This window comes from Bacillus sp. FSL R7-0166 (genome assembly GCF_038008935.1).
GTDB lineage: Bacteria > Bacillota > Bacilli > Bacillales > Bacillaceae > Bacillus > Bacillus altitudinis.
On the sequence record NZ_JBBPAC010000001.1, the window covers coordinates 223,598 to 240,506 of the forward strand.

The window sequence follows — 16,909 nt, forward strand, 5'->3', positions numbered from 1 at the left end:
TTTTTAATTATTTTAACTCTGGAATAAAATTTAAAACTACTATATCGAGCTAAATATTAGCTAAAATTTCAACTGATTTGTCAAAACTGTTTGAGTCAAAAAAATGTATTTTCCTTTCAGGGAAGTACGCTCTAATTCTTTCGGAAATTGACTCTTTTTTATCTAATTCATAAATACCATACGCGATAACTTCAACTTTAGATTTGTTAATCGCATCTACTATATGTTTGTCCGCAGATTCACTTAAATCATGTCCATAAATAGTTAGATGTCCGTCTATTTCTGATAGTGCTTCGTGACAAAACCTTAAATATTTATTTGACTGAATTTGCTCTAACTTATCTTCCCAATTGCCCTCTGAAACATAGAGCGGTATATTATTATTTTCCATAGAATCAATGACTGCATCAATTAGGTAGTTCTGATTATTTTTTTTAACTTTTTCAATTAAGTCTACCTTATTAACAAATATGTGTAGTCCGCCATGTAAATAATATAAGTTTAAGGACTTGGTATTTTTTGAAGGTGCAAAATTTAAGAAATCTAATCCATTCAATCTGAAAAAATCATTGATTGCCCTTTCTTTTTTAGACAATTTAATATGTAACCAATAAGGTATAAGATCATAATTAGTTGTGAAGATACTCTTTTTAAATATATTAAACGTATGATTAGCTCCTATTTTACTATATAACTGTCTATCAAAATTATTGGGGTGAACATTTGCAACTCCATTTATTAATGCCTGTTTAACATTTTCATAACTGTACGAAAGTTCTTCATTATTATGATTGAATATTTTATTTATACTTATAGCTCGCTTTAAGTTCTCTAAGACATACTCAAAGTTTGTTGTTTCTAATTCACTAAATAATAATCTATCTTGTTTTTTGAGTGACTCCTTTTGGTTATCATATAGTGATTTATAATTAAAGTCCTGCCAAATGCCTATTGAAAAACCATTCCCAATAAGTAAGTGATCAGTTTTTATTCTTTTAGTTTCGTATAAATCTTGAAAGCTTTCAATCATCGATAACTCTCCTCTTCCTTGGAGCCAATTTTATTATTATTGTAACAGAAGTATTTCAATTATTCCCAAAAATTTCATATAAACTAATAGCGAGAATTTTAACATAAAGCTCTTATTAATAATTTTCTGATTTATTTTCTTCCAAAACAGCACAACTTGACATATCGGTATTTCTAGATATACAATGTCTGCCATGGAACCTATTGATGTGTTTAAGGCATTATCGAATGAAACAAGGTTGAATATTTTAAAGTGGCTTAAGGAACCTGAGAAGCATTTTCCTAAGCAAGGCGCTCATTTACCGAAGGAGGTTAGTTATAAGGGGGGCGTTTGTGTTGGGGATATTCAAGAAAAGGCGCAAATTTCTCAATCAACGGTCTCTAGCTACTTACATTTGATGCAAAAAGCTGGTCTGCTTGAATCGGTACGGCATGGACAATGGACATACTATAGACGAAATGAAGAATTTATCCAACAGATCGGACAATATATGAAAACAGAGATCTAAAGGATGTGTGATTTCTGTTTTTTTCTATTCTATATATCTGTTTATCTAGATATATAAATATTTGAATCAAAGGAGATTTGATGATGCGTTTAATTTTTTATGTGCTTGCACTATTAGCCGGTGCGGCACTTAGTTTTGAAGGAGCCATCTATGCGGAGCTTGGGAAGTCAATTGGACAGTTAGAAACGAGTTTTTATAACTTTTTTGTCGGTTCAATTATTATGGGTTTATTGTGGCTCTTTGTTGGCAAAGGTGACCTTTCCTATACGTTGAAGGCACCGAAATGGTCACTGCTTGGCGGAGCGATGGGGGTTGTGTATTTAACGTCTATTGTGGTGAGTGTTCCATTTGTTGGTGTGGGGGTAACGATGGTTGCTGTCATTATTGGTCAGCTGATGATGAGTATGGTGATTGAGCATTTTGGCTGGCTTGGGAGTCAGAGAACGAGAGTAAACAAAGAGAAGGTATTTGCGGTCATTTCGATGATCATTGCCCTTATTCTTATTCATTAGGAGGAAACTCGATATGGCATTATTGTTAATTTTATTTACTTTCATCGGAGGCATTACGTTAAGTGCGCAATCTTCCATAAACGGTACGTTTAGCAGGAGAGCGGGTACGATTGAAACGACCTTTTTGACCTTTTTAACGGGTACGATGTTTTTGACCATTCTGATTTTATTCTTTGGGAGCGGCCATCTGTTGAATCTCTTGCATGCGCCGAAGTGGCAGTTGAGTGCGGCTTTTCTTGGAACGGCTTATTTAATTCTGACAGTGATCGCTGTTCCGAAAATCGGTGTCATTGCTGCGAATATTGCGGGGATTGCTGGGCAGCTTGTCATTGGAATGGTCATTGATCATTTTGGCTGGTTCCATAGCTTGGTGATTTCACTTGATCTCAAACGCATATGGGCATTGTTCTTTATGCTGATCGCTCTTTATTTTATTTACAAAGGAAATAAGCGCTCTCGAGAGGAAGCGAGTGCTTAAAGAGAACGTGCTGCTGCGACATTTGCTCTCAGCAGCTCTTTTATACTGATTCATCATGTTTGACTAAATACCTGTCAGGGTATACTATCTGATCATAGGGAAAAGAGAAAGGAGTGTTAAACGTGGAGTATAATCAGCAGATGAAGAATCGTCTTCGCCGGATTGAAGGGCAGATTAAAGGGGTTCTTGCCATGATGGAGCAGGGAAAGGATTGCCGTGAGGTGGTGACGCAGCTATCTGCATCACGCAATGCCATTGATCGGGCGATGGGTGTGATTGTGAGTACAAACCTTGAACAATGTGTCCGTGAAAGTTTTGAACAAGGCAAGGATACAGAGGGGCTTGTCAAAGAAGCGGTTGAACTCTTGGTGAAAAGCCGGTAAAAAATTCCTCAGCCTTTGGAGGTTGACGAATTTTTTTACTTGTTATAATATACCCTTACCGGTATGTGTATATATTTTTTTGTTTTCAATATACCCCCACGGGTAATTTATAAAAGGAGGATCATGATGGAGGAACAGAAAAAACGAACAACAATTGTTTTATTTAGTGGAGATTATGATAAAGCGATGGCCGCTTATATTATTGCAAATGGCGCAGCAGCTTATGATCACGAGGTGACTATTTTTCATACTTTTTGGGGGCTGAATGCCTTGCGTAAGGAAGAGATGGTGCCACTGAAGAAGGGATTTTTAGAAAAAATGTTTGGCAAAATGATGCCGCGCGGCGCTGATCGAATGGGGCTGTCAAAGATGAATTTTGCAGGAATGGGGCCGAAGATGATCAAGCATGTGATCAACAAACACAATGCCATGACCTTGCCGCAGCTCATTGATATGGCAAAGGAACAAGAGATCAACCTCGTGGCATGTACGATGACGATGGATCTCTTAGGGCTACAGGAGAATGAATTACTAGCAGACATTCAATATGCCGGTGTGGCAGCGTATTTAGCAGAGGCAGAAATCGGGAATGTGAACTTATTTATCTAGGGGGTCCATACATGATTCAAACGCTTTTGCTCATCATTTTGATCGCTTTGCTTGTGAGCCGTTTTCTTCCCGTACGGGGTGTGAAACAAATGGACGCAGCTCATCTGAAACCTAAATTGCATAGTCGGCATCAACAGCTGATAGACGTGCGATCACCTTTAGAATTTCAAACAAATCATATAAAAGGCTTTCAAAATATCCCCTTACCACAGTTAAGGAATCGAGCGCATGAGCTTGTGAAAGACAAAGAAGTGTATGTGATCTGCCAAAGCGGGATGAGAAGTATGCAGGCGGCTAAATTGTTAAAAAAACAGGGATTTACCCACATTACGAATATCAAGGGTGGCATGAATGCTTGGCGATTATAGGTATCAATAGGCTTTATAATATACCCCCACCCCTATAAAAAGGAGGAAAAACAATGCAGCAACCAACAGCAATTCTAGATGCAAAAGGATTGGCATGCCCAATGCCCATTGTCAAAACGAAAAAACAAATGAATGAGCTCTTGCCAGGAGATGTGCTTGAAGTGCAAGCAACTGACAAAGGGTCTACAGCGGATTTAGCAGCTTGGTCAAAAAGCGCCGGTCATGAATTTTTAGGAACAAAAGTAGAAGGGCAGGTGCTTCATCATTTGATTCGTAAAGGTGGAGCGAAACAGGAGGAGCAGTCAATGATTTCGGAAATGTCGTTGAACATGTTTCAACAGAAGGTAAAAGAAGATCAGTCATTGTTTATTTTAGATGTACGAGAGCCGGATGAATATGAAGCGGGTCATATACCAGGAGCTGTTCACATCCCTCTTGGCGAGGTGGAACAACGTGCTGAAGAATTGAACCGAGAGACGCTCATTTACCTCATCTGTCATTCAGGCAGAAGAAGTGAATTAGCCGCACAAAAGTTAAAAGAAAAAGGATTTCATCAATTGATCAATGTAGTGCCAGGCATGAACAGCTGGACAGGAGAGATTGAAAAATAGGAGCTGATTGAAACGATGACTGTAAAATCAATGACAGCAGAACAGTTAACAAAAAAGATCATCAACAAAGAGCCGATCTTTTTGTTGGATGTACGAAACGAATCAGATGTGCAGGACTGGAAAATTGAAGGGAAAGCCGTTGAATATTTAAATGTGCCTTACTTTGAGCTTCTTGATGGCGTAGAGGATATGGTGGAGAACATACCGGATGACCTAGATGTACTGGTCGTTTGTGCGAAAGAGGGCTCTTCTATTATGGTGGCAGAGATGCTGTCAGAGGCAGGCAGAACGGTCCATTATTTGCAAGGCGGCATGAAGGCATGGAGTGAGCATTTAGAGCCAGTGAAGATCGGTGATTTAACTGGCGGTGGAGAGTTGTACCAATTTGTGCGAATGGGCAAGGGGTGCTTGTCCTATATGATCATGTCGAATGGGGAAGCTGCGATTATTGATGCGGCTAGAATGACGGAGGTCTATACGCAATTTGCTAAAAAACATCAAGTCACAGTGACGCATGTGTTTGATACGCACCTTCATGCGGACCATATATCTGGCGGGAAAAAGCTGTCTGAACAGACTGGTGCTATCTATTGGCTACCACCAAAAGACGCCGAAGAGGTGACATTTGATTACAATCACCTTGAAGAAGGGCAGCGTGTGACGATTGGAGCGACGGAGATTGATATTCATGCCCTTTATTCACCGGGCCATACGATTGGTTCAACCTCTTTTATCGTAGACGGCCGTTACCTCCTTTCAGGTGATATTTTGTTCATTGATTCGATCGGACGACCTGATCTAGCCGGTATGGCGGAGGACTGGGTAGGTGATTTGAGGGAAACCCTTTATACACGATATACGGCGCTTTCGGCAGAATTGATTGTGCTGCCTGCACATTTTATGATCGTGGATGAGCTTAATGAAGACGGGAGCGTTTGGAAGGAGCTAGGCGCTTTGTTTGAAGAAAATCACGGGCTGAACATTGAAGATGAAGACGTATTTAGACAAATGGTCACGCAGGATCTCCCTGCACAGCCAAACGCTTATCAAGACATTCGGTCTACCAATATGGGGAAGCTGCATCCAGACGAGGAAGCACAGCGAGACATGGAAATTGGTCCAAACCGTTGTGCAATTCGATAATGTTCAATAAAATAAAGAAGCGAGGGATGATCAGATGACATCAGATCACATTTTAGACGTAACCGGGCTTGCATGCCCGATGCCAATTATTCGGACGAAGAAAAAAATGAATGACTTGGCTGAAGGCCAAGTATTAGAAATACATGCAACAGATAAAGGAGCTAAAGCTGATTTGGCTGCATGGGCTAAGTCAATCGGACATGAATTGATCACGCAGACGGATGAAGGACATGTGCTGAAGTTCTGGGTGAGAAAAGGGTCCTAAAGGGGAGAGGGGTATCTATGAGGGAGCCCCTTTTCCTTTTGCAAAGGAGGAGACCAGCGTGGATTTTGCATTTTTCATTACTTTATTTATCATCGGATTTATTGGTTCCTTCTTATCAGGAATGGTCGGAATAGGAGGATCGGTGATCAACTATCCCATGCTGCTTTATATCCCGCCTCTAGTCGGAGTGATGGCATTATCGGCACACGAGGTTTCAGGGATTGGTGCCATTCAAGTCCTATTTTCGACACTCGGCGGTGTGCTGGCGTATCGAAAAAGCGGATTTTTACATCGACCATTGATTTTATATATGGGGAGCAGTATATTGGCAGGGAGTTTATTAGGGAGCTATTTATCACATTTTCTTCCAGAAAAAGGCATCAATGTAGTCTATGGTCTGCTTGCCATTGTCGCTGTCATTTTAATGCTTGTTCCGAAAAAAGGTCAGCGGGCAGAAGCAGATGGAGAGGTGACCTTTCATAAAGGACTGGCGGCTGGTATTGCCTTTGTGATCGGAAGTGTATCGGGCGTATTAGGTGCAGGCGGTGCCTTTATTTTAGTACCGGTGATGCTATCGATTCTCAAAATCCCTGTGCGGATGACGATTGCCTCGTCTCTGGCCATTACGTTTCTCTCTGCGATCGGCGCATCTGCTGGGAAAGTGCTGACGGGTCAAGTCATGTTCATGCCTGCTCTTGTCTTAATGGCGGCCAGTTTGATTGCTGCGCCGATTGGGGCGAAGATTGGTCAGAAGATCAATGCCGTTTATTTGCAATGGGCGCTTGCCGTGATGATTACAGCCACAGCGATCAAAATCTGGGTAGATTTATTATAAGAAAAAGACCAACAACTGAGAGCAAGGGCTCTTTTCCATGTGTTGGTCTTTTTTATTTCATGTCATCGTGCTCGATATACGTTTCAAGTGCAGGGTGGTACTCTTTTTGATAATGAAGATTGGGGCATGTTTTCACGACTTTGCCTTGCAAGGCATTGGACTTCGAGACATCTAATGCTGTTTTACATTTTGGACAACGTTCGTTAAATATTGAGAGCCAGCGCTTCATAGATCACCACTCCAGTTAAAGTCTTTAAAACCGATTATATTAATATGAATTATAGGGGATTGTGTGAATGAGGTCAATGGATATTTGGCTCTTTTTAACAAAAAAGAAGCATCGTATAAGATGCTTCAGTGTATAGACAAACCCCTGCATTATTTGTCAAAAATTCGAAATATGATTAGTAGGCTTTTGCCCAGAACACCATATCAGAAGCAGGTTTCCCGCAGCAGACACATGTGTCAGAAACGGATTCTTGTTCAAACGGGATACAGCGTGATGTCGCCCCTGTTCTCTCTTTGATGTCGTTTTCACAGTCTTCATCGCCGCACCACATGGCTTTGATCAACCTGTTTTCTTCGGCAAGAAGCTGCTCGATGTCTTCGATTGTGTGGGCGTTTGATGTTTTTTCATGTAATCGTTCTTTTGCTTTTTCGTACATCGTCTGTTGAATGTCTTCAAGTGTTGACGTGATGGTTTGTTCAAGTGCATCTAACGTGACGGCTTGCTTTTCACCTGTGTCTCGTCTTGCAAGCATCACCTGGCCTTTTTCCATATCCTTTGGTCCTACTTCTACGCGTAATGGGATGCCCTGCATTTCGCATTCGTTGAATTTCCAGCCAGGCTGTTTATCACTTGCATCGATGTCAGCGCGTGCGATGCGGGCGAGTCTATCCTTTATTTCATAGGCATGATCGAGGACACCTTCTTTATGGGAAGCAATTGGCACAACACGTACTTGGGTTGGCGCAATGTTTGGTGGCAGGACTAGTCCTCTGTCATCGCCATGCACCATGATCATAGCGCCAATAATTCTTGTGGTGAAGCCCCATGATGTTTGCTGGACATGCTCTAGTTTTCCTTCGCGATTTAAAAATTCAATGCCAAACGCCTTGGCAAATCCGTTGCCGAAGAAGTGAGAAGTGGCGGTTTGCAGGGCTTTTCCATCATGCATCAAGCTTTCAACCGTATAGGTGAAGCGGGCGCCAGCGAATTTTTCTTTCTCTGTTTTCCTGCCTTTAATGACAGGGATCGCTAGAAGCTCTTCACAAATAGACGCATAGATATGAAGCATTCTTTCTGTTTCTTCAATCGCTTCTTGCTCAGTCTCGTGACAAGTGTGCCCTTCCTGCCAGAGGAATTCAAGGGTTCTAAGGAATGGACGTGTTGTCTTTTCCCAGCGGACGACATTGGCCCATTGGTTATATAGCTTCGGTAAATCACGATAGGAGTGAATGATGTTTTTATAATGCTCAGCGAACAGCACCTCAGAGGTTGGTCTGACGCAGAGTCTTTCCTGTAATTCCGAATCACCGCCATGTGTCACCCACGCCACTTCAGGAGCAAAGCCTTCGATATGATCTTTTTCCTGCTGGAGAAGGCTTTCTGGGATAAAGAGCGGCATATAGACATTCTCGTGACCCGTTTCTTTGATTTGACGATCAAGTTCGTCGCGAATATTCTCCCAAATTTTAAAACCGTATGGCTGAATAATCATACTGCCTCTAACGCTTGAATAATCGACGAGACGCGCCTTTGTGACAACATCTGTATACCACTGGGCAAAGTCGTCTTCCATGCTTGTAATTTTCTCAACAAATTGTTTCTTTGACATCGTCTTTTTCCTCCTTTTAAAAAAACAAAAAAGCTGTGCTTTAAGTTAGGGACCATTCCTGGTGGTACCACCCTAATTTAAAGCACAGCTTTACACTCGATCATGATAACGGTATGAACCGCTGTATGAAACAGAACTAAATCGGCAGGTTCACTTGAAGATGTCAGTAGGAACTTCTCAGCACCGTTCCCTCTCTGGTAAAGATCAATTCAAGCTACTATTCCAGATCTACGTTGATCCTTGTTCGTTGATTTTTCATCAGTTTACCTGTAAATGGGGGAGAAAGCAAGTTGGTCCGCAAGTTCATTTCATGCCTTTCTAAGGTCGTTTATGTCGAAGAGCCATTGGCAGATATTTTCTATTTTTGCAGCTTGCACGTTATGGAAGGCTATGCTAATATATTTGAAGAAAAAAATAGACTTGTATAACCTCAATAATATGGTTTGAGGGTTTCTACCAGGATCCGATAAATCCTGATTACAAAAGCGCGCTTTCCTTTTTTGTAATCAGGGTTTTTTTGTTTGTCTGCACCCTGTATCAAAAGTGAAAGCCATGATATAGAGAAGGGATGTTAGACATGAACTGGAGAGTTTATTTATTAGCTGTTTCTACTTTTGCGGTTGGATTAGTTGAGCTTGTGGTCGGGGGCATTTTGCCAAGTTTAGCAGAGGATCTCAATGTGTCTCTTGCGACAGCTGGGCAGCTTATTACGGTATTTGCGATTGTGTATGCTATTTCAGCACCGGTGCTACTGACCGTCACAGCCAAAATCGAACGAAAGCGTCTGTATTTAATCGCATTATTGGTCTTTACATTAGGCAATGTATTCACATATTTTAGTTCCACCTTTGCCCTTGTCATGATTTCTAGGGTCTTGATTGCCATGAGTACGGCGCTTGTTGTGGTGTTATCACTAACGATTACCGCCAAGCTGGTGGAACCGGCGCATCGAGCGAAAGCATTAGGTCTGATTTTTATAGGGATTAGCTCATCACTTGTTCTCGGTGTACCGATCGGTATTTTTATTACAGAGAGCTTTGGCTGGAGAGTGATGTTTTTAGGAATCAGTATTTTGTCCGCCATATCCATGGTACTCATTTATTTTCTATTGGAGAAAATGCCTGTTGAAAAAGTCACACCGCTTAAAGAACAAATTCGTTCTTTAGGGCATCCGAAAATTTTCAGTGCACATTTGATTAGTTTGTTCATGCTTGCTGGTCATTATATGCTGTATTCTTATTTCACGCCATTTCTGATGGAAGTTCTGCATATGACTCCGTTTTGGATTAGTATTTGTTATTTGGTCTTCGGACTTGCGTCGATTGGCGGGAATGGGTTTGGCGGCTGGCTGAGTGACAAACTAGGATCAGGAAAAGCCATTTTGCTTGTGACCATGGCGTTTGCCATTGTGATGTTTATCCTTCCTTATACAGCGGGAGTGTTTATGCTCTTTATGGTGATGGTTGTCCTATGGGGTGCTCTTAGCTGGGCACTGACACCTGCTTTGCAGAGCTATTTGATTCAAACAGACCCTGTGACGTCTGATATTCAGCAAAGTTTAAATACATCCGCTTTGCAAATTGGGATTTCCATTGGATCAGCAGTGGGCGGCGTCATGTTTACAATGACCGGTTCATCTGTTGATTTGGCTAAATTCGGCGCTGTTTTTGTGCTGATTGCCTTTAGCTGTGCAGTGATTTCATTAAAGAGACCGCCGCTTTATATGGATCGTCAGCATCACGCTGAATAGAAGAGAACAAGATCGTTTAGCTGCCTCATCATAGGCAGCTTTTTATTTTTTGAAAACCACACCTTCGCTTTTACCAGTAATGACTTCTTCTCCATGCTGATTGATATACCGGGAAAAAAGGTGGACACGATGGTATTTTTCAAGGGGTTCTACCTTGGTGACGGCCATCTGACAGGTAATCGTGTCACCTGTATAAACAGGGCGTATGAAGGTACATGTCATCTCTTGACCGATAAAATGAAACTGCCCGCCAAGCTTCGTGGCTAGACTTGCTGTGAGAAAGCCGTGTACCATGAGCCTGCCTTGATCATCTAGCTCGGTATGATGTTTGCCAAGATCACCTGTCATCTCGCCAAATTGGATCACATCTTCATGCGTATAGGTTTTGCTTGTTTGAAATTGATCGCCTGGTCGAACCATCTGTTCTTCAGCTCCTTTTTTTAAATGTACCAAAGGAGTGAATGAATGTACATTCATTTTTGTGATGAGATGTTAGAGGCAAAGAAGAGACAGGATGCCTTTCTTTGCCCTTGATACGTCAGGAAAAATGTCATCTTCTATTCAAAAATAACCATTTCTCCAATTGGATGAAATCCGGCACGCTGATAGATATGTTTGCCGTCATTTGAGGCTTGTAACATCACACACTTTTGTTTGTTATCTGTCTGGGTCAGAAGGTAATGAAACATGTCACTGCCAAGTCCTCTTCCGCGGTGTTCTGCCTTTGTGATGACATCATAAATACCGTAGCTGTCTGTTGTTTCAATCAATAAGCCCGTTGTGACCGGTTTGTTGTGTTCATATCCAACGAACATGCGTGTACTCGGGTGTAATCGTTCAATCGAAAAGCGCTGGAAATAGCTGTTTAAAGAGATTGCCTCAGGTGATCCTTCGAAAAGTTCGATAAATAAATGTTGATAATCGAGAAAAGTTTGATCGTCAGTCACTTCCTTGATCGTAAGCGATTGAGAGGTCCTTTGATCGATGTCGTTTGTATGTTCAAACATCATGATTGTATTGCGTTCCACTTCTTGAAGCCCATATTTCTGCATGATATTCGACCAATCGGGATGGAGCAGGCTTTGAGTGATCCATGTGCTGAATGTTAGCTGCTGTTGCTGCATTTGTTCGATGGCAGCTTCCACTTTTTGTTGATCTTGTATGTGCGCTGAAATGGGTAATAACAAATTGAACGTGTCAGTTGATATATGCGTGTTTGATAGAACGAAATCTTCCGTTGATAGGAACGATCCGTTGACAACAGAAGAAAACAAATTTATTTTTTCTTCTAACTGGCGAATGGCCATTTGCTGCTCTGTTTTCATTCTCTCACCTTCTTTTTTTGATTGAGGGGTACCTATCATAAATGATAGCAAAGAAAAGGAAATTGTGCTGTCTCTTGTAATCTAGTAAAAAAGTTCTCTTATTTATCAGGTCTGATGACCCATTCTTTTCCTCATCCCCACATTTCTTTTGACTCCTTTATTGATTATTAGTACCATTTTATTAACCAGTTAAGAGTGGAGGTTCAGATGGGAACAAACGAGCAGATTGTCTTAAAAGCGATTCAAGATTTGATTATGCATAGGGAAAAGAAACGGAACGATCCAACAGATCCACTGATTACCACGACTGATACACTCAAGCAAGATTGGACACTTACACAGCTTCATATTTTATCTATGATTCAAGCAAACCCTAATGAATCCAATAATACATTTCTTTCACAACAACTAAAACTATCAAAACCAGCTATTACAAAGGCTGTGAAAAAGCTCATCGAAAAAGGCATGGTCGACTATTGCCACCGGCAAGGTGACAAGAAATCCGTCTATTATTCACTGACAGAGGAAGGCACACAGCTTGCGGCACTGCATGATGAGCTTCATGAACAGGCAGTCTCCTCCTATTTAGAATTCCTCCATGAATTTAATGAAGACGAACTACAGGTTATTGAGCGCTTCTTAAAGGCTTGGAAGGAAAAGATATAAATAACGGGCCGAAAGCTTTCTATAAACTAGATGCTTTCGGTTTTTTTATGGTAAAATTAACATATATTGACGTTGTTCGTGATGATGATTGAGGGAGGGAACCGTGTTGGTGGAAGAGATGATGGGAAATTTCAAAAAATATGTATTTATCATGCCGTTCGTCGGATTGTTTGTCAGCTTGCTATTATTTGTTTATTTTTTTGGGATCACAGGAGTTGAAGGGTCCATGTGGTCGGCTGTTTTGTATTGTGCTCTGCCCTTTCTGATGTACACGATACTCTGTTTGCCTTTATGGATTTATTTTAAAGTCAGCAAAAAACGTTCAATACATAGAAATGAGGAACATACATGATCGTTGTCAGCGCTTGTCTTGCGGGATTAAAGGTCCGTTATAATGGCAGCCATCGATTAGATCAACGTATCGAAGAACTTGTGCAGGAAGGAAAGGCGATAACAGTTTGCCCTGAGCTGCTTGGCGGTTTCTCAACACCAAGACCTCCCGCAGAAATTATTGGTGGAGATGGTCATGATGTCTTACGAGGGCAGGCTTCTGTTGTTGATGTTCATGGAACAGATGTGACAGAGATGTATGTAAAAGGTGCACAAGACACGCTTAAGCAGGTTCAGACTCTTGGCGCAACATCCGTCGTGTTAAAAGAGTACAGCCCTTCTTGCGGAAGCCGGATGATCTATCGGGGAGAGTTTAACGGGAAGACAAAGGCTGGGGACGGTGTGACGTCTGCCTTGCTGAAACAGCATGGGATTCAAGTATTCTCTGAGGAGGATGATTGGACCTCGCTGTTTGTATAGGGATGGCGTGAATTGAAGGAGGAGTTAGGTTGAAGAAGTGGATCATTGGTTTAGTAGTCGTTATTTTCATCGGAATAGGTCTTTATTTTATGATCAATGCCAAAACATATGCTTTTGATGATGTGGTCTCGATTGATAAAGATAAAGTGACTTCCATTCAAATTGAGCATGATGATGAGCGCGTTGTGGTGGATAAGAAAGAGGATATTCAAAAGCTGCTGAAGAAATTTTCGGGTATTCAATTAAAGAAGTTAACTGGATCTAAAAAAGAAACAAAAGAATCTTATTGGATCAGAGTGTACGAGAACCAAAAGCAAATGTATGGTCTGATTTTTTATGACCAAAGCTTTTTAGATACGTATGATGGTTCTAAAACAAAAAATCGAATCAGTGAATACCAAATTGTTGATGCAAATCAAGTCGATATGGGACAATACATCAAATAAGATCATTCAGTCTATGAATGGTCTATTTTCATGCATGATCTTTCGCACATTCGGGTATAGTGCATGGTAAGCAAAAATGAAGCGGAGGTTTGTTTGATGAGTGGATTAACAGATACAGTCACATTAGCAAACGGAGTGAAAATGCCGAAGCTTGGCTTTGGTGTATGGCAAGTAAAAGATGGGGATGAGGCTGTAAATGCAGTCAAAGACGCACTTGAAGCGGGCTATCGCAGTATAGATACAGCAGCGGCCTATCAAAATGAAGAAGGTGTTGGCAAAGCCATTCAGCAATCAGGCATCTCTCGCGATGAGCTGTTCATTACGACAAAAGTCTGGAATAGTGATCAAGGGTATGAGTCAACGCTTGAAGCCTTTGAAACGAGTATGAACAAACTAGGTCTGGATGTATTGGATCTTTATTTAATCCATTGGCCGGTTGAAGGCAAATATAAAGAAACGTGGAAGGCGCTAGAAAAGCTTTATAAGGATGGCCGTGTGAAAGCCATTGGCGTGTGTAACTTCCATCAGCACCATTTAGAAGATTTATTAGAAGAGGCAGAAGTGGTGCCAATGGTCAATCAAATTGAGCTGCATCCGAAGCTGACGCAAGAGCCTTTACGTGACTACTGCAAGGCAAAAGGCATTCATGTAGAAGCATGGTCGCCATTAGGCAGCGGGAAACTTCTTAATCATCCGGTGCTTCAAGATATTGCGAAAAAGCATGAGAAGTCAGTGGCGCAAGTCATTCTTCGCTGGGACTTGCAGCATGGCATTATCACCATTCCGAAATCGGTGACGAAGAGCCGAATCATCGAAAACACAAACGTATTTGATTTCGAGTTGTCCGCCCATGAAATGAGTGTCATTGATCAGCTCAATGAAGATGAGCGCACGGGTCCAGACCCAGATAACTTCGATTTTTAATAGAAAGAAAGCACAGGCGGGATGCCTGTGCTTTTTATTTGCCCCTATGTTCAGACCGTCTTTTGAGGCTGATAGGTTTCAATGATTTGAATGGCGTCGACAATTTGCTCTTTCGTATAGTCTCCAATCAAACAAAAGGTTTCATCTTTACGTGCAGCATGGTTTGCCACTGTATGTGCTGCTTCCTCTAGCTGAGCTGTGATGCCAAGCTCACGCATCGTTCTAGGTAATCCGAGTGTTTGATAGAGCTCAAGTAATTCTTCTACTTCCGTCATACGGTTTTCTGCGGCAAGCTGGACGAGAATGCCATAGGCCACTTTTTGTCCATGTAACACATGATGTGTTTCATCAATAAATGTTAATCCATTATGAACGGCATGGGCTCCTGCCATTCTGCCATAACGTCCTCCATAGCCGCCGACTGTTCCGGCTAACGTAATGATCGTATCTGTTACATCTGCAAAGGCTTGAGAAAGCTGGCCAGTTTTTAAGCTGCTAACGGCTTCTTCACTATGAGTCAGAAGAATGTCACGAACGTACACTGCCTGCTTTAATGCAGCATGTACCATGAGCGGCAAGGTGCTTTTTGTGTTACGAATAATGGCTTCCGCTTCATACCATTTTGCCAGTGTATCCCCAATTCCGCTTTGGAGGTAGGAAAGAGGAGATGAAATCAAAAAAGTATGATCAATTAACGTGAGATAGCTGGACCGCTTATGATAGTCGACCCTCATAAAATTTCCCTTGTCATCATAAATGACGCTGAGCGGTGTAGAAGCCGCACATGTCCCAGGAATCGTCGGCACCATGATCACTTCAATTTGGAGAGCGTCGGCAACAGACTTCGCTGTATCTAAAATCGTGCCGCCACCGATCCCGATGATCACATCTGAACTCTTGAGTTCTTCCGCAATTCGTGTGATCGCATTTGGTGAACTGTAACCTTTATGCTGAACAACAGGCCACTCGGATGGAAGCTTTGTGTACTGTGAAAAGGCTTGATATGAGTCATATCCTGTCACTATAGCTGGTGACTGAAAGGGAGTAACAAGTGACTCGATTTCATGATAAATCCCCTTTTGAGAAATAAACTGGTTAGGACCGCTTCTGACGATCTCTTCTGGCTGGATCATGGACTTATGCTCCTTTACGAAATCATATAGTTCTTAAATCATCTCATTTTACAGAAAGTTCTGTCAAATAATCGAACAGTATGAGACCATAGACCCTTCCGTTTTATGGAATTGAACTGCTGACATTGCCTTAAGGTATGTATTTCCTGTATGATATAAAATGGTATGTTTTGATTAAATTTAAGAGGTGTTTATATATATGGAAAAACAATATCGTGTATTACTTTACTATCAATATGTCCCCATTGAGGATCCAGAAACGTTTACAGCAGAGCATCTTGCATTCTGTAAGGAACTTGGTTTGTTAGGTCGTATTCTTGTTTCATCTGAAGGCATAAACGGAACCGTTTCTGGTACCATTGAGCAGACGGACAAGTACATGCAAGCATTGAAAGAAGATCCACGCTTTGCGTCCATGCCAATTAAAATTGACGAAGCAGATGGTCATGCGTTTAAGAAAATGCACGTCCGCCACCGAAATGAATTGGTGAATTTAAGTCTTGAAGATGATGTGAATCCGCTAGAATTAACGGGGAAACATCTCAGCCCAGTTGAATTTTACGAGCAAATGCAATCACCTGATACGGTCGTGATTGATGCACGTAATGATTATGAGTTTGATGTCGGTCACTTCAGAGGTGCTGTGCGCCCTGACATTGAGACATTCCGTGAATTGCCTGAGTGGATTCGTGACAACAAAGAGATTCTTGAAGGGAAAAAAATTCTGACGTATTGCACAGGCGGCGTACGCTGTGAGAAATTCTCAGGATGGTTAAAGCGTGAAGGCTTTGAAGATGTATCCCAGCTTGACGGTGGAATTGTCACATACGGAAAAGACCCAGAAGTTCAAGGAAAGCTATGGGACGGTCAATGTTATGTGTTTGATAACCGCCTAACGGTTCCAGTCAATCAAACAGAGCACGTCGTGGTAGGAAAAGATTTCTTCACTGGCGAACCTTGCGAGCGTTATGTGAACTGTGCGAACCCTGCATGTAACCGCAAAATGATTGCAACAGAAGAAAGCGAGCATAAATATATGCGCAGCTGCAGCCATGAATGCCGCACAAGCGAACGTAACCTTTATGTGAAACAGCACAATTTATCTGAAGAAGAAGTTCAAGAAAGACTAGCTGTCATTGAAAAAGAACAAGCAATCTCACAAGGATAAGAGGGTTTCCCTTTTATCCTTTTTTCTTTGGATGATATGTGTTCAGAGGGAAGAGGAAGTCATTTCCTCTTTCTTTTTTGTTTTGTTTTTTTCAAAATAAGGGTAAA

Annotated in this window: 22 protein-coding genes and 1 riboswitch; of the genes, 16 read left to right on the plus strand and 6 right to left on the minus strand. The window is 41.5% G+C overall.

The window, feature by feature from the left end:
- Window positions 1–49: 49 nt before the first annotated feature.
- A complete protein-coding gene (locus tag NST01_RS01265; protein WP_341041349.1) occupies window positions 50–1,030 on the minus strand; it encodes a DUF4917 family protein in 981 nt (326 codons plus the stop codon).
- Between the two features lie 193 nt (window positions 1,031–1,223).
- Between NST01_RS01265 and NST01_RS01270 the strand changes: the two genes are divergently transcribed.
- The 10 genes from NST01_RS01270 (at window position 1,224) to NST01_RS01315 (ending at window position 6,742) form a co-directional block, all read left to right on the plus strand.
- Window positions 1,224–1,538: an ArsR/SmtB family transcription factor gene (locus tag NST01_RS01270; protein ID WP_008343888.1), complete on the plus strand. Its 315-nt coding sequence runs from the start codon at window positions 1,224–1,226 to the stop codon at window positions 1,536–1,538.
- 83 nt (window positions 1,539–1,621) lie between these two features.
- Window positions 1,622–2,050: a DMT family transporter gene (locus NST01_RS01275; protein ID WP_035390625.1), complete on the plus strand. Its 429-nt coding sequence runs from the start codon at window positions 1,622–1,624 to the stop codon at window positions 2,048–2,050.
- 13 nt (window positions 2,051–2,063) lie between these two features.
- Window positions 2,064–2,528, plus strand: a complete 465-nt coding sequence (locus NST01_RS01280; RefSeq protein WP_058214100.1) for a DMT family transporter — start codon at window positions 2,064–2,066, stop codon at window positions 2,526–2,528.
- 122 nt (window positions 2,529–2,650) lie between these two features.
- On the plus strand, window positions 2,651–2,911 hold the full coding sequence (locus NST01_RS01285; protein WP_341041350.1) for a metal-sensitive transcriptional regulator: 261 nt from the start codon (window positions 2,651–2,653) through the stop codon (window positions 2,909–2,911).
- A 126-nt stretch (window positions 2,912–3,037) separates the two neighbouring features.
- The gene (locus NST01_RS01290; protein ID WP_008343885.1) at window positions 3,038–3,520 is read left to right on the plus strand and encodes a DsrE/DsrF/DrsH-like family protein; all 483 of its coding nucleotides are present in this window, start codon (window positions 3,038–3,040) and stop codon (window positions 3,518–3,520) included.
- A gap of 11 nt (window positions 3,521–3,531) precedes the next feature.
- Window positions 3,532–3,888, plus strand: coding sequence for a rhodanese-like domain-containing protein (locus NST01_RS01295; protein ID WP_341041351.1), 357 nt, complete (start codon window positions 3,532–3,534; stop codon window positions 3,886–3,888).
- Between the two features lie 53 nt (window positions 3,889–3,941).
- On the plus strand, window positions 3,942–4,499 hold the full coding sequence (locus tag NST01_RS01300; protein ID WP_008343883.1) for a sulfurtransferase TusA family protein: 558 nt from the start codon (window positions 3,942–3,944) through the stop codon (window positions 4,497–4,499).
- Window positions 4,500–4,514: 15 nt separating this feature from the next.
- Window positions 4,515–5,642: an MBL fold metallo-hydrolase gene (locus tag NST01_RS01305; protein ID WP_341041352.1), complete on the plus strand. Its 1,128-nt coding sequence runs from the start codon at window positions 4,515–4,517 to the stop codon at window positions 5,640–5,642.
- A 34-nt stretch (window positions 5,643–5,676) separates the two neighbouring features.
- The gene (locus tag NST01_RS01310; RefSeq protein WP_341041353.1) at window positions 5,677–5,907 is read left to right on the plus strand and encodes a sulfurtransferase TusA family protein; all 231 of its coding nucleotides are present in this window, start codon (window positions 5,677–5,679) and stop codon (window positions 5,905–5,907) included.
- A gap of 58 nt (window positions 5,908–5,965) precedes the next feature.
- Window positions 5,966–6,742 carry a sulfite exporter TauE/SafE family protein gene (locus NST01_RS01315; protein ID WP_060832026.1) on the plus strand — a complete coding sequence of 259 codons (777 nt, stop codon included), beginning with the start codon at window positions 5,966–5,968 and terminating at the stop codon, window positions 6,740–6,742.
- Between the two features lie 52 nt (window positions 6,743–6,794).
- On the opposite strand, the gene NST01_RS01320 is transcribed toward NST01_RS01315, so the two are convergent.
- A complete protein-coding gene (locus NST01_RS01320; RefSeq protein WP_017358723.1) occupies window positions 6,795–6,971 on the minus strand; it encodes a hypothetical protein in 177 nt (58 codons plus the stop codon).
- A gap of 175 nt (window positions 6,972–7,146) precedes the next feature.
- Window positions 7,147–8,580, minus strand: coding sequence for a proline--tRNA ligase (gene proS, locus NST01_RS01325; RefSeq protein ID WP_341041354.1), 1,434 nt, complete (start codon window positions 8,578–8,580; stop codon window positions 7,147–7,149).
- A gap of 400 nt (window positions 8,581–8,980) precedes the next feature.
- A riboswitch (purine riboswitch) is annotated at window positions 8,981–9,080 on the plus strand.
- A 77-nt stretch (window positions 9,081–9,157) separates the two neighbouring features.
- Here proS and NST01_RS01330 point away from each other — a divergent pair.
- The gene (locus tag NST01_RS01330; RefSeq protein ID WP_017358727.1) at window positions 9,158–10,330 is read left to right on the plus strand and encodes an MFS transporter; all 1,173 of its coding nucleotides are present in this window, start codon (window positions 9,158–9,160) and stop codon (window positions 10,328–10,330) included.
- Window positions 10,331–10,372: 42 nt separating this feature from the next.
- Here NST01_RS01330 and NST01_RS01335 read toward each other — a convergent pair whose 3' ends face one another.
- Window positions 10,373–10,750 carry a hotdog domain-containing protein gene (locus NST01_RS01335; RefSeq protein ID WP_008343876.1) on the minus strand — a complete coding sequence of 126 codons (378 nt, stop codon included), beginning with the start codon at window positions 10,748–10,750 and terminating at the stop codon, window positions 10,373–10,375.
- Between the two features lie 137 nt (window positions 10,751–10,887).
- Window positions 10,888–11,655, minus strand: coding sequence for a GNAT family N-acetyltransferase (locus NST01_RS01340; RefSeq protein ID WP_050826876.1), 768 nt, complete (start codon window positions 11,653–11,655; stop codon window positions 10,888–10,890).
- Window positions 11,656–11,862: 207 nt separating this feature from the next.
- Between NST01_RS01340 and NST01_RS01345 the strand changes: the two genes are divergently transcribed.
- The 4 genes from NST01_RS01345 to NST01_RS01360 all read left to right on the plus strand — a co-directional run bounded on the left by NST01_RS01345 (window position 11,863) and on the right by NST01_RS01360 (window position 14,501).
- Window positions 11,863–12,321 (plus strand): MarR family transcriptional regulator, encoded by a 459-nt coding sequence (locus NST01_RS01345; protein WP_282834045.1) that lies wholly within the window; start codon window positions 11,863–11,865, stop codon window positions 12,319–12,321.
- A 348-nt stretch (window positions 12,322–12,669) separates the two neighbouring features.
- Window positions 12,670–13,131: a DUF523 domain-containing protein gene (locus tag NST01_RS01350; RefSeq protein ID WP_341041356.1), complete on the plus strand. Its 462-nt coding sequence runs from the start codon at window positions 12,670–12,672 to the stop codon at window positions 13,129–13,131.
- Window positions 13,132–13,160: 29 nt separating this feature from the next.
- Entirely contained in the window at window positions 13,161–13,577 is a 417-nt protein-coding gene (locus tag NST01_RS01355) for a hypothetical protein (RefSeq protein WP_017358733.1), read from the plus strand.
- 96 nt (window positions 13,578–13,673) lie between these two features.
- Entirely contained in the window at window positions 13,674–14,501 is an 828-nt protein-coding gene (locus NST01_RS01360; RefSeq protein ID WP_017358734.1) for an aldo/keto reductase, read from the plus strand.
- Window positions 14,502–14,551: 50 nt separating this feature from the next.
- On the opposite strand, the gene NST01_RS01365 is transcribed toward NST01_RS01360, so the two are convergent.
- Window positions 14,552–15,634: an iron-containing alcohol dehydrogenase family protein gene (locus NST01_RS01365; RefSeq protein ID WP_129548054.1), complete on the minus strand. Its 1,083-nt coding sequence runs from the start codon at window positions 15,632–15,634 to the stop codon at window positions 14,552–14,554.
- 199 nt (window positions 15,635–15,833) lie between these two features.
- Here NST01_RS01365 and trhO point away from each other — a divergent pair, with 199 nt between their 5' ends.
- Window positions 15,834–16,802 carry an oxygen-dependent tRNA uridine(34) hydroxylase TrhO gene (trhO, locus tag NST01_RS01370; protein WP_007498459.1) on the plus strand — a complete coding sequence of 323 codons (969 nt, stop codon included), beginning with the start codon at window positions 15,834–15,836 and terminating at the stop codon, window positions 16,800–16,802.
- The last annotated feature ends 107 nt before the right edge of the window (window positions 16,803–16,909 follow it).

Excerpts from the sequence above, each read along its gene's own strand:
- NST01_RS01350 (WP_341041356.1), top strand. The coding sequence starts at position 12,670 with ATGATCGTTGTCAGCGCTTGTCTTGCGGGATTAAAGGTCCGTTATAAT.
- NST01_RS01270 (WP_008343888.1), top strand. The coding sequence starts at position 1,224 with ATGGAACCTATTGATGTGTTTAAGGCATTATCGAATGAAACAAGGTTG.
- NST01_RS01275 (WP_035390625.1), top strand. The coding sequence starts at position 1,622 with ATGCGTTTAATTTTTTATGTGCTTGCACTATTAGCCGGTGCGGCACTT.
- NST01_RS01340 (WP_050826876.1), bottom strand. The coding sequence starts at position 11,655 with ATGAAAACAGAGCAGCAAATGGCCATTCGCCAGTTAGAAGAAAAAATA.
- NST01_RS01295 (WP_341041351.1), top strand. The coding sequence starts at position 3,532 with ATGATTCAAACGCTTTTGCTCATCATTTTGATCGCTTTGCTTGTGAGC.
- NST01_RS01365 (WP_129548054.1), bottom strand. The coding sequence starts at position 15,634 with ATGATCCAGCCAGAAGAGATCGTCAGAAGCGGTCCTAACCAGTTTATT.
- NST01_RS01265 (WP_341041349.1), bottom strand. The coding sequence starts at position 1,030 with ATGATTGAAAGCTTTCAAGATTTATACGAAACTAAAAGAATAAAAACT.
- proS (WP_341041354.1), bottom strand. The coding sequence starts at position 8,580 with ATGTCAAAGAAACAATTTGTTGAGAAAATTACAAGCATGGAAGACGAC.
- NST01_RS01360 (WP_017358734.1), top strand. The coding sequence starts at position 13,674 with ATGAGTGGATTAACAGATACAGTCACATTAGCAAACGGAGTGAAAATG.
- NST01_RS01310 (WP_341041353.1), top strand. The coding sequence starts at position 5,677 with ATGACATCAGATCACATTTTAGACGTAACCGGGCTTGCATGCCCGATG.
- trhO (WP_007498459.1), top strand. The coding sequence starts at position 15,834 with ATGGAAAAACAATATCGTGTATTACTTTACTATCAATATGTCCCCATT.
- NST01_RS01290 (WP_008343885.1), top strand. The coding sequence starts at position 3,038 with ATGGAGGAACAGAAAAAACGAACAACAATTGTTTTATTTAGTGGAGAT.
- NST01_RS01330 (WP_017358727.1), top strand. The coding sequence starts at position 9,158 with ATGAACTGGAGAGTTTATTTATTAGCTGTTTCTACTTTTGCGGTTGGA.
- NST01_RS01320 (WP_017358723.1), bottom strand. The coding sequence starts at position 6,971 with ATGAAGCGCTGGCTCTCAATATTTAACGAACGTTGTCCAAAATGTAAA.
- NST01_RS01280 (WP_058214100.1), top strand. The coding sequence starts at position 2,064 with ATGGCATTATTGTTAATTTTATTTACTTTCATCGGAGGCATTACGTTA.
- NST01_RS01335 (WP_008343876.1), bottom strand. The coding sequence starts at position 10,750 with ATGGTTCGACCAGGCGATCAATTTCAAACAAGCAAAACCTATACGCAT.
- NST01_RS01345 (WP_282834045.1), top strand. The coding sequence starts at position 11,863 with ATGGGAACAAACGAGCAGATTGTCTTAAAAGCGATTCAAGATTTGATT.
- NST01_RS01305 (WP_341041352.1), top strand. The coding sequence starts at position 4,515 with ATGACTGTAAAATCAATGACAGCAGAACAGTTAACAAAAAAGATCATC.
- NST01_RS01300 (WP_008343883.1), top strand. The coding sequence starts at position 3,942 with ATGCAGCAACCAACAGCAATTCTAGATGCAAAAGGATTGGCATGCCCA.